General features: G+C 34.9%; 13 protein-coding genes. 4 read left to right on the top strand and 9 right to left on the bottom strand.

Going from position 1 to position 12,156, the window contains the following annotated elements; translation table 11 throughout:
- Positions 1-13: 13 nt before the first annotated feature.
- Positions 14-919 (bottom strand): helix-turn-helix domain-containing protein, encoded by a 906-nt coding sequence (locus CJF12_RS02010; RefSeq protein ID WP_034686957.1) that lies wholly within the window; start codon positions 917-919, stop codon positions 14-16.
- Positions 920-1,395: 476 nt separating this feature from the next.
- On the opposite strand from CJF12_RS02010, the gene CJF12_RS02005 reads away from it, so the two are divergent.
- Complete coding sequence (locus CJF12_RS02005) at positions 1,396-1,683, top strand: GNAT family N-acetyltransferase (protein ID WP_034686953.1); 288 nt, start codon at positions 1,396-1,398, stop codon at positions 1,681-1,683.
- A gap of 2 nt (positions 1,684-1,685) precedes the next feature.
- Here CJF12_RS02005 and CJF12_RS02000 read toward each other — a convergent pair whose 3' ends face one another.
- Positions 1,686-2,780: an MBL fold metallo-hydrolase gene (locus CJF12_RS02000; protein WP_034686969.1), complete on the bottom strand. Its 1,095-nt coding sequence runs from the start codon at positions 2,778-2,780 to the stop codon at positions 1,686-1,688.
- 172 nt (positions 2,781-2,952) lie between these two features.
- Here CJF12_RS02000 and CJF12_RS01995 point away from each other — a divergent pair, with 172 nt between their 5' ends.
- The 3 genes from CJF12_RS01995 (at position 2,953) to CJF12_RS01985 (ending at position 5,943) form a co-directional block, all read left to right on the top strand.
- Positions 2,953-4,446 carry a S41 family peptidase gene (locus CJF12_RS01995; RefSeq protein WP_034686950.1) on the top strand — a complete coding sequence of 498 codons (1,494 nt, stop codon included), beginning with the start codon at positions 2,953-2,955 and terminating at the stop codon, positions 4,444-4,446.
- 50 nt (positions 4,447-4,496) lie between these two features.
- The gene (locus CJF12_RS01990; RefSeq protein ID WP_228379119.1) at positions 4,497-5,321 is read left to right on the top strand and encodes a helix-turn-helix domain-containing protein; all 825 of its coding nucleotides are present in this window, start codon (positions 4,497-4,499) and stop codon (positions 5,319-5,321) included.
- A 61-nt stretch (positions 5,322-5,382) separates the two neighbouring features.
- A complete protein-coding gene (locus tag CJF12_RS01985; protein ID WP_034686946.1) occupies positions 5,383-5,943 on the top strand; it encodes a DUF417 family protein in 561 nt (186 codons plus the stop codon).
- A 33-nt stretch (positions 5,944-5,976) separates the two neighbouring features.
- Here the strand turns inward: CJF12_RS01985 and CJF12_RS01980 are convergent, their stop codons facing one another.
- The 7 genes from CJF12_RS01980 to CJF12_RS01950 all read right to left on the bottom strand — a co-directional run bounded on the left by CJF12_RS01980 (position 5,977) and on the right by CJF12_RS01950 (position 12,151).
- On the bottom strand, positions 5,977-6,570 hold the full coding sequence (locus tag CJF12_RS01980; RefSeq protein ID WP_034686939.1) for a hypothetical protein: 594 nt from the start codon (positions 6,568-6,570) through the stop codon (positions 5,977-5,979).
- Between the two features lie 17 nt (positions 6,571-6,587).
- A complete protein-coding gene (locus tag CJF12_RS01975) occupies positions 6,588-7,088 on the bottom strand; it encodes an RNA polymerase sigma factor (protein ID WP_034686912.1) in 501 nt (166 codons plus the stop codon).
- Positions 7,089-7,228: 140 nt separating this feature from the next.
- On the bottom strand, positions 7,229-8,857 hold the full coding sequence (locus CJF12_RS01970) for an NADP-dependent glyceraldehyde-3-phosphate dehydrogenase (RefSeq protein ID WP_034686900.1): 1,629 nt from the start codon (positions 8,855-8,857) through the stop codon (positions 7,229-7,231).
- Between the two features lie 185 nt (positions 8,858-9,042).
- Positions 9,043-9,474 carry a hypothetical protein gene (locus CJF12_RS01965; protein ID WP_034686895.1) on the bottom strand — a complete coding sequence of 144 codons (432 nt, stop codon included), beginning with the start codon at positions 9,472-9,474 and terminating at the stop codon, positions 9,043-9,045.
- Between the two features lie 46 nt (positions 9,475-9,520).
- Positions 9,521-9,817 carry a hypothetical protein gene (locus CJF12_RS01960; protein ID WP_034686893.1) on the bottom strand — a complete coding sequence of 99 codons (297 nt, stop codon included), beginning with the start codon at positions 9,815-9,817 and terminating at the stop codon, positions 9,521-9,523.
- 61 nt (positions 9,818-9,878) lie between these two features.
- A complete protein-coding gene (locus CJF12_RS01955) occupies positions 9,879-10,091 on the bottom strand; it encodes a hypothetical protein (RefSeq protein ID WP_131329573.1) in 213 nt (70 codons plus the stop codon).
- 74 nt (positions 10,092-10,165) lie between these two features.
- On the bottom strand, positions 10,166-12,151 hold the full coding sequence (locus CJF12_RS01950) for a urocanate hydratase (protein ID WP_034686889.1): 1,986 nt from the start codon (positions 12,149-12,151) through the stop codon (positions 10,166-10,168).
- Between the last annotated feature and the right edge of the window lie 5 nt (positions 12,152-12,156).

Below are 12,156 nucleotides of genomic sequence, written 5' to 3'. Positions count from 1 at the left end.
AAAATTATAAAATTCAAACAAGATTATTTCTTAGCATATTGGGAGTATTGCCAGTTTGTTTTTTAAAATAGTTCGTAAAATAGGCAGGTTCTTCAAATCCAAGACCATAAGCAATTTCAGAAATACTCCAGTCGGTGTGCTTCAAAAGAGCATGAGCTTCCTGAATAATCCTTGCGGTAATCTGCTGCGTAGTCGTTCTTCCCGTAACTTCTTTTACTGAACGGTTTAAAGAATTAACATGAATGGAGAGACTTTCTGCATAATCATTAGGTGTTTTAAGTTTTAAAAATGCTTCAGGACTGTCAATCGGAAACTGTCTTTCCAGTAATTCCATAAATAACGAAGCTACTCTTTGTGAAGCATTTTGATAAGGCTCAAAGCTCTCTGCAGGATGCATCTTCATGGTTTCATGGATTAAAATATGAAGATAACTACGAAGCATATCATATTTATGGATATAATCAGATTGGATTTCTGTCATCATTTTTTCAAAAATATCTGAAATAGATTTCTGCTGTTCATCATTAACGAAGAAGACTGGCGTGCCTCCTATTTTAAAAAGAGGGGAGTCCTGAAGGTTTCCCAAACGGGTTCCATTCTGAAGAAACTGGTCTGTAAAAAGGCAAAACCAGCCTGTCTGCTCTTCATTGTCTGCCTCCCAGGAATAAGGAATAACAGGGTTCGAAAACAATAAAGCCGGCTGATCTATCCGGATCCACTTATCGGCATAATGAAGCTTTCCTTTTCCAATAATCAATGAAATCTTATAATAATCTCTTCTGCTGTAAGGACTCACCAATGCACAGTTATCCCTGGAGAAAACATTAAAATGTCCTAAGCCTGTATGTAAAAGACACGAGGGGAAAACCGGTACCTGATTACGATGATAAAATTCTTGTAAAGACTCTGATATTTCCATTGTTCAAAGTTATAAAATTCAAACAAAGGTAATTCATTTTTGCTACACCTGAAGGCAATAAAAAATGACTGATCTTTCGAACAGTCATCTTAAAAAAATTAAGTGTATAGTGATAAGTGATTCTAATGGTGATCTTGTAATGACAATAAAAATGCCAAATTGATGATGGATAGTACATTTTTTTAATAAAAACTCATAAACACCTGAAAACCTTTGAAATAGTTTTACAAACTGCAATCCCCCATGAATAAAGGGTTATTAATCAACAATCCTGAAATTCAGTCTATTTTAATTCAGAACAAAAATATAACCTATTCATACTCTACCACTTAACCATTTGTTAATTGAAAACAGTCTAAATTGCGTTAAGATTCCTAAAAATTGTTCTTTTGTATTATTTTAATTTGTAATTTTAAAGAAGAGATTATTTTTTAAGCTCTCTAAAATCATATTTAATCCACCAAAATCTCAATATTATGGAAAATTTAAAGTTTGAAATATCTCCATATCAGGATGAATTGCAGATGTTAATCGATGAGAAAAAGGCAGGTTACATGTCCATAGAGATTGACGGAAGACAATTAATTGTTTACTACACCAAATTAAATGAGGATCTCGAAGGACAAGGATATGCAAAACTTCTTTTAGATGAACTGGTACGATATGCAGAAGAAAAGGACCTATTAATAGATCCTGAATGTGATTTTGTAAGACTACAATTTGAAAACCATCCTAAAAGGTATAAAGATATCTGGCACGCCTGAAATTAATCGTCCCACCATAGCCTGAACTGATTGTCCGAATGGTTCAGATTCACCTGTTCCCCAATCATCGGTGTAAGGATATGCAAGTTTTTCCCTTTGCTAAGGCTTGTGATCTTTTTTAGGGGCTCATTCCATGGATGAAGTGCGAGGGCGAATTTTGAGGAGTGAACGGGGATAATATTCCGTGCATTGATATCAATACTTGCCTGTACTACATCTTCAGGAAGAGCATGAATATATTTCCATGCCTCATTATACTGCCCATTCTCCATGATCGCATAATCGAAAGGACCGTACTTTTCCCCTATCATCTTAAAATGGCTATCGTAGCCACTATCACCTCCTAAAAATATCTTTTTGGTCGGCGTTTCCAACACATAAGAAGTCCAGAGCGTACCATTTCTTTTTACTTTTCTCCCGGAAAAATGTCTTGCAGGAGTATAGATTATTTTGATCTGATTTTTTAAATCACTGGTACTTCCCCATTCTTCTTCAATAAGCTGGCTTTCACTATATCCCCATTTCTCAAAATGAGCTCCAACCCCCAAAGGCAGAATAACAGTTCCAACCCTGTTTCTGATTGCCTTTACTGTAGGATAATCCAAATGATCATAATGATCATGCGTAATAACAAGATAATCAATATTTGGAATATCTTCAGGCTTAAAAATATCAGACCCCGCAAATGCTTTATTAAAGTATTTAAAAGGTGAACCATAACTGCTTAAAACAGGATCAATCAAAAAAGAAACTCCATCCGTCTGGATATAATAAGAAGAGTGTCCCAGCCAGATGAAAACATCCTGATCTTTTGAAATATTTTTGAGATCCGTGTGTACACTCGGAATATTTTTTAATGGTTTTAAAAGCGGATCTTTTTTAGCCAGAAAAAAATCATACAGAACTTTGGGCATACTATATCCCTCTGCGATAGATGGTGTATGGCTCAGGTTATGAAACTGGCTTTCTTTATAGTGTTTGGATTTTTTCATTTTTTCCAGTCTTTTCCCAGTAGGCTCCGCTCCAAAAGCCGGCTGGCTGGTTATTAAGAAATAGACTGCAATTGAAATGAACAGAATAATAATTAAATACATCATTTGGTAAAAATAAAGGTCAAATGTATTAACTTTTAAATTTAAATGGTACATAAAAGAATAAAAACACCCTATTTTTTAACGTAAAATTATCACTGTAACTCAAAAAATTATATTTTTTTTAATATCCAAATAATTTTAAACGTCTAAATTTGTAAGTTTAAACACAAAGAATTTGAAATTTTTATTATTTTTATTTGGACTGGCTACATTATGGTCCTGCTCTTCTGTTGTGAAACAAAATGAACAGGAACCCGTGTATACTGCTCCGGATCTTCTCAAAAAAGATGTTGATTATGCATATACCAAACTAAAGGAAATGCATCCTCAACTCTATAAATATATACCCCGAAAAGACCTGGATTATAAGTTTGACAGTCTCAAACAAACCATAGACAAACCTCTTACGGCTCTTCAGTTTTATTTTAAATTACAACCGGTAATCACTACAATACGAGAGGGACATCTTTCTTTATTAATCCCTTATGAAAAAATAAAAAACAGTAATAGTGAAGGACGATTATTCAGCTACTTCAAATATTACATCAAAGGAACTCGTCTCTATATCATAGAAAATAAAGACTCCCTTTTCAATATAAAGCCCGGGACTGAAATCCTGAGTATTAATGATATTCCCGTAACAACTTACATCCACAAATACAAAAAGCTCATCAGCAGTGATGGACGTAATACGACTTTCATTCCTTATTATTTAAAAGATACATTCTTTTGTTTTTTCAGTATGGAAAACGGATACCTAGATCATGTAAAGATTGAAACCCAATATCATCAGCAAAAGCAAAGCTATATTCTGGAAAGAGAAAAGGAAAAAGAAGGGCTTCAAAACAAGACAAGTAAAAAAAAGAATTACTATTGTGCTTCTAACAGAAGTTTCAGATTCCTTGATGAGGGTAACACAATAGCTTATATTAGTATAAAGAAATTTTCAAATAATAACTCTGAAAAATTTTACAGAGACACCTTTGAAAGAATTAAGGAAGCTAAGTCTTCATACCTGATACTTGATATCCGAAATAATTATGGGGGATCATTACAGGAGATTAATAATTTATATTCTTATTTGGTTTCTGAACCTTTTACACTGATAAAGCCATCACGTATCAACTCCGGAACAACACCTTTAAAAACAAAATATTTCAAAAAAAGCAGCCCGCTGGAATATGCATTAAAAGGGATTGCATATCCTACCTATCTTTTCCTGAAAACGCTTCACACCTATAAAGGAAAAGATGGAAAATTTTACTATAAAATAAAAGCTGACAATGTTACCAAACCCCGTAAAAATGCCTTCAAGGGGAAAATTTTTGTCTTGATTAACGGCGGAAGCTTTTCAGCATCTTCCATTATAAGCTCCAAATTAAAATTCGACAAGAAAGCTTTTCTGGTAGGAGAAGAAACCGGAGGTGCCAATGATGGAACCGTTGCCGGATTTTATTCTTATCAAGTTCTTCCTAATTCGAAGCTTACACTTCCTATCGGACTACTATTAGTTAATCCTAATATCACCCTTACCAATTCTCAGCATGGGGTCATTCCCGACACCACAGTCACAGAAACACTACAGGATATTATCAATAAAAATGACGTCCAGCTAAAATGGATTAAAGATGAAATCACAAGGGAAAAGAAAAGTAAGCCAAAGCAGTAAATAGAGAATAAAAATTATCATTTTTTGTGTAGTTTTACTCCGTGGAACCTATGTCCTTTTCAATTGACAGAAAAAGCTCAGATCACTTTGAAACCATTTTCAGTGATCCTTTTTATCATATTTTTTTATTTGAAGGAAATGGTACCATAGTGATAGACTTTACTGAATATACTTTTAACGGAAGAATTGTTCTATTTTCTTCTCCTTTTCAGAATATTCAGATTTTCAGTAATGATAATACCCCTATTGATATCCTTAGTTTCCATAGTGATTTTTACTGCATTGAATTTCATAAAAAAGAAGTCGCCTGTAACGGATTGCTTTTTAACAACATTTATCTTTTTCCTTATTTTACCCTTAATAAAGAGCTGTTTGAGGAAATTGCAGATTACTTCTTAAAAATCCAGAAAGTAGATCCAAAAGAAAGTTTTTCACATGCTGTTTTACAATCGTATCTACAACTTATTCTCGCCATTTGTAGCAAAGAGAAAAATAAGATACTTCCTGATAAAGAACTAGCCAAAGATGATTTTAATGAATTAAAATCTTTTCAAAACCTGGTAGAAGAGCATTTTCTGATAGAGAAAAATTTATCTTTTTATGCAGATCTACTTCATATTACGCCCAACACTTTAAGCAAAAAGATCAAATCACGTTTCAACAAAACCCCTTCTCAAATTATTCAGGAAAGAGTAATTCTTGAAGCTAAAAAACAAATCCATCTTACCCGCAAATCAATCAAAGAAATTGCATTGGAACTTAATTTCAATGATGAATTTTATTTCAGTAAGTATTTTAAAAAATATACGGGTGTATCTCCTACTCAATTCCGGAAAGAAGTCGGCATTTCTATCGTTGCAGATTTGTACAAATAATGTCCACGATCTTCCATTCCATGACGATGATATTGGAAATATATTTGTCATAAAAAAGATTATGATTGAATTCTTAGCCCGTTCACAGAAAAACTTCATCCATTTTTTAAGAATAAGTATTTTCATTGTTATGGCCTGGATCGGTGGCCTAAAAGCCTTTCCTTATGAAGCAGAAGGAATTATTCCTTTTGTTGCCAACTCACCATTCATGAGTTTCTTCCTTTATAAAAAAGTATCGGACACAGATAATTACAAACTCCATAAAAACAAAGAGGGAGAATTTGTGCCCACAAACATTAAATGGCATCAGGCCAACGGAACTTATATATTTTCCTATGCATTAGGAACTGTTATACTAGCGATTGGAGCTTTAGTCTTGTTAGGAATATTCTACCCTAAAATAGGCTTAACAGGAGGGCTATTAACAACAGGAATGTCTATCGTCACCCTCTCTTTTCTCATTACTACCCCGGAGGTCTGGGTTCCCAATCTAGGTGGTCCTGATTATGGCTTTCCATATCTTTCAGGAGCCGGGCGGCTGGTACTAAAAGACATCATCATGCTGGGAGCCGGCCTGGTTATTGCTGCTGATTCAGCACAGCGTATCTTAAAAAAATCATGATTACAGCTACGGCGGGTCAATGCCCGCCGTAGCTTATTTCTTGAACTCTATTATGAGATTTTCAACTCTTGTGATATACTTCCCGTATAATTTACTGAACCACCAGTTTCCTAAAAAATATAACAATACTAATCCAAAGCTAACGGATCCAATCAAGACAATTGCTATTGTGGAGTCGCCTAGTGGCACAGGCCTTGGAATAAACTCTATAACAATAATAATCTCACAAACAAGAAAAGGAACAAAAGTAAGATAGAATGAAAGGTAGTATTGCTTATTCAGGTTAAACTGATACAAAAGATCTTTCAAACCTTCATACGTCTTCAATACCGGATCACTGATATCTTTATACAACCTGAAAAATTTACTAAAAAAGAAAAATGTCACCAATACCATAGAAGCCAATAAAATGGTAAGATAAAATTTAAACTTAAACGGCGCCCCACAAAGCCATACAATAGCAAATCCAAAAATAAATATTCCAATAGTGGAAAAAAATTCCATCCGCATATTTTTACGCATCCTTTCCAATGGGAGGTTAATCTTATTTTTATTTTCAATACTGATTTCAGGGATTTCCGAAGAAACATCCTCACTCCATGTATTTTTTAGTTCATCTATATTCATTGGTATTGATTTAAAAATTAGTAGTTATTTGAGCTTAAAATATCCTTCAGCTTATTTTTAGCCCGATTCATCTTCACTCTTACATTACCTTCAGAAATTCCCATCTGTTCTGCAATTTCTTTTCCTGAAAAATCTTCCAGATAGTAAAATATAAAAGCTTTGTCTATCGGGTTTAGTTGGTGAATTGCCTTGTACATATCAGCCAGTTTTTCTTCTTTTTCATCATCATAATCATCCTGTATCACTTTGTAATTAGAAAAATCTTCGTTGGTTATAAAACCTCTTTTCTTCTCTGACTTTAAAAAAACAATAGCTATATTTAAAGCAATCCTGTACAACCATGTGGAAAATTCACTTTGTCCTTCAAAATCTGGGTAAGCCTTCCAAACCTGACCAATAATTTCCTGAAAAAGATCATCACGATCATCTTTATGATCCATGTACATTTTAGAAATCTTAAAAATGATTCCTTTATGTTTTTCAATTTTTTCTAAAAATTCTTGCTGTATGAGGGTCATGGTTTCTAGCTCTATAGAGTTAGTGACATTTCGCTAAAAATGTTACACCTATTTGTAAAAAAAATAAATAAAAATAAGATTAGTAGAAAAAAACCACAATAAACATGATTTATTGTGGTTCTTATTATGAGATATTTATCTTAAAATAGATAATCTGTACTCAGGAAATTCGAATTATGTTCTCTTACAATTGTATTTAACAGTTTCTTATTTGATTCCGTTAATTTTGCGGCTACTAAAGATCTTATAGAAAAAGACCTCAACGCATCAAAAACAGAAAGCGTACCTTCCGCACTATCTTTTCTTCCGGTAAACGGAAAAACATCCGGGCCACGTTGTGCCTGACAATTGATATTAACACGACTTACAAGGTTAACAAACGGGTCAATCAGCTTAGATACTTCATGGGCATCTTCACTGAAAATACTTACCTGCATCCCATGAGAAGCATTGACCTGATAGTCAATCGGCTCATCTATATGGTCAAAAGGAACAACAGGAATTACAGGACCGAACTGCTCTTCATGATACAATTTCATCTCACTGTTTACCGGATATACTATAGCCGGGAACACAAAAGAAGCCTCTGTATACCCTCCATTTTCATTAATAACTTTAGCACCATGTGCAAGAGCATCATCAATACACTCCTTAAGATAAGGAGGTTTATTCACTTCAGGAAGCGGTGTTATTTTCACATCTTTCTCCCATGGCAACCCGGGCTTTAAAGCGGATACCGCCTTATTTAGTTTTTCAATAAACTCATCAGCCACATCTTTCTGCACAAATATCAGCTTAAGGGCTGTACAACGTTGACCATTGAATGAAAGCGCCCCAAGAATACATTCACTTACCGCAACATCAAGATTGGCATTTTTGGTAACAATTGCCGCATTTTTAGCATCCAGACTCAAAATAGCTCTTAAACGATTTATTTTTGGATGCAGCTTTTTGAGACCATTAGCCACTTTACTTGATCCGATAAAAGCCAACACATTTACTTTACCACTTTCCATAATAGGAGTGATAATTTCCGAACCTTTACCATACAAAGTATTGACCATTCCTTTAGGAAAGGATTCTTTAAAAGCTTTTAACAATGGATAATGAGCTAAAACACCATGTTTTGGAAGTTTAAATAAAATGGTATTCCCCATAATTAATGCAGGAATCAGCGTAGTAAAAATCTCATTCAAAGGATAATTAAAAGGCCCCATGCTTAAGACTACTCCCAACGGGGCTCGTCTGATCTGTGCAATAGTTCCTTCCGCTTCCTGAAAACGGGATGACTCCCGATCCAAATCCTTCAATGCATCAATCGTTTGGTTAATATAATCTACAGTACGGTCAAATTCTTTGGTAGAATCAGCTAATGTCTTTCCAATTTCCCACATCAACAATTTAATAACAAGATCACGTTGCTGGATCATCAGATACACAAATTTCTGCATGCATTTTATCCGCTCTTCCACAGACATTGTAGGCCATTCTCCCAATCCGTTATCATAAGCATTGACCGATGCTTCAAGAGCTTCCATAGCCTCTTTAGGGCTTGTATTGGGAATACTCCCCAATAACTTCCTCTGTAAGCCATTTTCCGTAGGAATGCAAACAGGAGAATAGATATCCATTACCTCTCCTTTCCATTCAACAAGCTCTCCATTTAACAGATAGGTTCTCTGATGAATTTCGGGGACTTTATATTCTTCAGGTATCTCATTTTCAGATTTGAAAATATCGTGAAACGACTGGTGATGTACTGAATCCATATTTTATTTTTTATTTGAGTGTCTGTTTTTTTAACAAAATAAAGGTAGACGTTACAATTGATTTTAAAAACACATGATTAATAGATTTAGTCTATTTGACCATCATTTGAATTAAAATTAATGTAGAGCTAAAAAAACAAACTCAGCATAGTATTATGCTGAGCCTTTTATTTTATCTGATTGTATTATTTACTGGAATAATATAGGAATAATAAAGCTAATGCCTCATCTACAGAATCATCCATCTCAATAGTAAAAACAGGATTCTTAAACCATTTGGTATGGGGCTGAATATCGATAATTAATTTCTTTTGCTCGTAAAGCCTCATTCCTTTTCCAAGTTCAAAGTGGCAAACCCTTATATCTTCACCTGCTTTTACAATTCTGTCTTTGCCAAAATCTGTATAATAAATCACTTTTCTACCGTCTGACAGTTCTATGTCATTCCATAAAAAGCCGGTACTCCTGATGTGATATCTCTTAGAGTCGCATACAATACATTTTTTCCAGGAGATAATTTTACTTGCTCTTGTGATTTTTCCTATTTCAGAATTACTTTCTGAAAATAAGGTTAATCCTCTCTTTTCAAATTTAGCAGTATATCTTTTCAAAGGCATATTTTACAATTAAAATGAAATTAAACTCAAAACAAAATAATTATCTTTAGTTATTCTTCTTACTTTCAATAATGATCACTCCAAATTCTCCGGCGGAGCCGTATAGCTTTTTTGCTCCTTCACCTGAAAACACTTTCACACTATTAACTTTATCCGGATTTATCCTCTTCATTTTATCTTCCGAAATCTTTTTACCATCTAATAAAATCAATGGATTTGTAGATTCCAAATCTTCTTTTGTTGGCATCCCTACCCACACAGTTTTACGTAAAGTGCCATTAATTACTTCTATTCCTTCAATCCCTTTTTTAAAATCAACTTTTTTCACTTCATCATTTTTCATCTCCTGAGCATGTATGTTGAAATGCCTCCTACTGTAGTCAGTAGTCCTAAAGCGATTTTACTTAACAGTGAAAATCTAAATTTCTTCCCAATTGATCTCCTGTAAATTTTCCACAAACATTTTTATTTGTTTTAAAGGTATTAACAAGATCTTCATCTGAAAAGCCACTAAAATCATGAACCGTTTTGCTACAAACATTACAGAATCTTTCTTTCTCATCAAGAGTCATTTCATTCCAGTTTTCATGGCATGGTTCAGATATTAAAATTTTCACTTTCTCATAGTTTTGCGTAAAAATAAGAAAACTTTGCAACAAGCAAAGTTTCCTTATGAATATTTTTCAAAAAATTATAATAAATTATCATCCACTATATTAGGAAGTGTTACTTTTAAATTAGGCTCTACTTCCATTGCTCGCTTGATGGCAAAAATAGCTCCTTCATTCCTTGCCCAGCTTCTTCTGGAAATTCCATTGTTTACATCCCAGAAAAGCATTGACTTGAGTCTTCTGTCTGCATCTTCACTTCCGTCCAACAGCATACCAAAACCGCCATTAATCACTTCTCCCCAGCCAACGCCACCACCATTATGGATGGATACCCAAGTTGCGCCACGGAAGCTATCTCCTATTACATTATGAATAGCCATATCCGCAGTGAATCTTGATCCATCATAAATATTAGAGGTTTCCCTGTAAGGCGAATCTGTTCCTGAAACGTCATGATGGTCTCTACCCAGTACAACAGGCCCAATCTCTCCATTTCTGATGGCTTTATTAAAAGCTTCCGCAATCTTCATTCTTCCTTCTGCATCAGCATAAAGAATTCTAGCCTGAGAGCCGACAACCAGTTTGTTTTCCTGAGCTCCTTTAATCCACTGAATGTTATCTTTCATTTGCTGTTGGATCTCTTCCGGAGAATTTTGCTGAATCTCCTCTAAAATCTGGCATGCAATATCATCTGTTTTATGTAAATCCTCCGGCTTTCCACTTGTACAAACCCAACGGAAAGGCCCGAAACCATAATCAAAACACATAGGTCCCATAATATCCTGAACATAGCTCGGGAATTTAAACTCCCTTCCTAATGTTGGATTTTCTGCCATAACATCTGCTCCGGCTCTTGAAGCTTCTAATAAAAAGGCATTTCCATAATCAAAGAAATATGTTCCTTTTTCGTTATGTTTATTAATAGCTGCAGCGTGTCTTCTTAATGTTTCCTGCACCTTTTCTTTAAACAACTCAGGATTTTCTGCCATCATGGTATTGGATTCTTCAAAACTCTGGCCTACCGGATAATACCCTCCTGCCCAAGGGTTGTGAAGAGAGGTCTGATCTGAACCAATATCTATTCTTAGATTTTCCTGATCAAACTTTTCCCAAATCTCAACGATGTTTCCAAGATAAGCAAGCGAAACAGTTTCTTTATTTTCCTGAGCTTTTTTCACTCGTTCAACCAATTCATCCAGGTTCTCATGGATTTCGTTTACCCATTTTTGCTCATGTCGGATCTTGGTGATCTTAGGATTAACCTCAGCACAAACCGTTACACAACCTGCAATATTTCCAGCTTTTGGCTGAGCTCCACTCATTCCTCCTAATCCTGAAGTAACAAAAAGCCCTCCCTGAGGTTCTTTTTTTATTTTTCTGAACGCATTAAGAACAGTAATCGTTGTCCCGTGTACAATTCCCTGCGGACCAATATACATATAGCTCCCCGCAGTCATTTGCCCATATTGAGAAACCCCTAATGCATTGAACTTTTCCCAATCGTCAGGCTTTGAATAATTGGGAATAACCATTCCATTTGTAACCACGACTCTCGGTGCATCTTTATGGGAAGGAAATAGCCCCATCGGATGTCCCGAATACATGACCAACGTTTGTTCATTATTCATTTCAGATAAATACTTCATGGTAAGAAGATATTGTGCCCAGTTCTGAAAAACCGCTCCATTCCCACCGTAAGTAATCAATTCGTGCGGGTGCTGAGCCACTGCATAATCCAGATTATTCTGAATCATCAGCATAATTGATTTTGCTTGTTCAGATTTTCCGGGATATTCCGAAATTGAACGCGCTTTCATCTCATAATCCGGACGAAAGCGATACATATAAATTCTGCCATACTGCTCTAATTCCTCTTTAAATTCAGGTAAAAGCTCTGCATGAAACTTAGGGTCGAAATAACGCAAAGCATTTTTCAATGCCAGTTTTTTCTCCTCCTCTCCTAAAATTTCTTTACGTTTTGGCGCGTGATTGATATTGGTTTCGTATGGTTTTGGCTGCGGTAACTGATTAGGAATACCTTGTTGTATTTGTTCCTGGAAAGTCATAGTTA

This window comes from Chryseobacterium piperi, assembly GCF_002285635.2.
GTDB lineage: Bacteria > Bacteroidota > Bacteroidia > Flavobacteriales > Weeksellaceae > Chryseobacterium > Chryseobacterium piperi.
This window is presented reverse-complemented; position numbering and strand designations above follow the sequence as displayed.

What these genes read in the sequence shown, in the direction of transcription:
- CJF12_RS02010 (WP_034686957.1), bottom strand. Translation starts at nt 919, where the DNA reads ATGGAAATATCAGAGTCTTTACAAGAATTTTATCATCGTAATCAGGTA.
- CJF12_RS02005 (WP_034686953.1), top strand. Translation starts at nt 1,396, where the DNA reads ATGGAAAATTTAAAGTTTGAAATATCTCCATATCAGGATGAATTGCAG.
- CJF12_RS02000 (WP_034686969.1), bottom strand. Translation starts at nt 2,780, where the DNA reads ATGATGTATTTAATTATTATTCTGTTCATTTCAATTGCAGTCTATTTC.
- CJF12_RS01990 (WP_228379119.1), top strand. Translation starts at nt 4,497, where the DNA reads ATGTCCTTTTCAATTGACAGAAAAAGCTCAGATCACTTTGAAACCATT.
- CJF12_RS01985 (WP_034686946.1), top strand. Translation starts at nt 5,383, where the DNA reads ATGATTGAATTCTTAGCCCGTTCACAGAAAAACTTCATCCATTTTTTA.
- CJF12_RS01980 (WP_034686939.1), bottom strand. Translation starts at nt 6,570, where the DNA reads ATGAATATAGATGAACTAAAAAATACATGGAGTGAGGATGTTTCTTCG.
- CJF12_RS01975 (WP_034686912.1), bottom strand. Translation starts at nt 7,088, where the DNA reads ATGACCCTCATACAGCAAGAATTTTTAGAAAAAATTGAAAAACATAAA.
- CJF12_RS01970 (WP_034686900.1), bottom strand. Translation starts at nt 8,857, where the DNA reads ATGGATTCAGTACATCACCAGTCGTTTCACGATATTTTCAAATCTGAA.
- CJF12_RS01965 (WP_034686895.1), bottom strand. Translation starts at nt 9,474, where the DNA reads ATGCCTTTGAAAAGATATACTGCTAAATTTGAAAAGAGAGGATTAACC.
- CJF12_RS01960 (WP_034686893.1), bottom strand. Translation starts at nt 9,817, where the DNA reads ATGAAAAATGATGAAGTGAAAAAAGTTGATTTTAAAAAAGGGATTGAA.
- CJF12_RS01950 (WP_034686889.1), bottom strand. Translation starts at nt 12,151, where the DNA reads ATGACTTTCCAGGAACAAATACAACAAGGTATTCCTAATCAGTTACCG.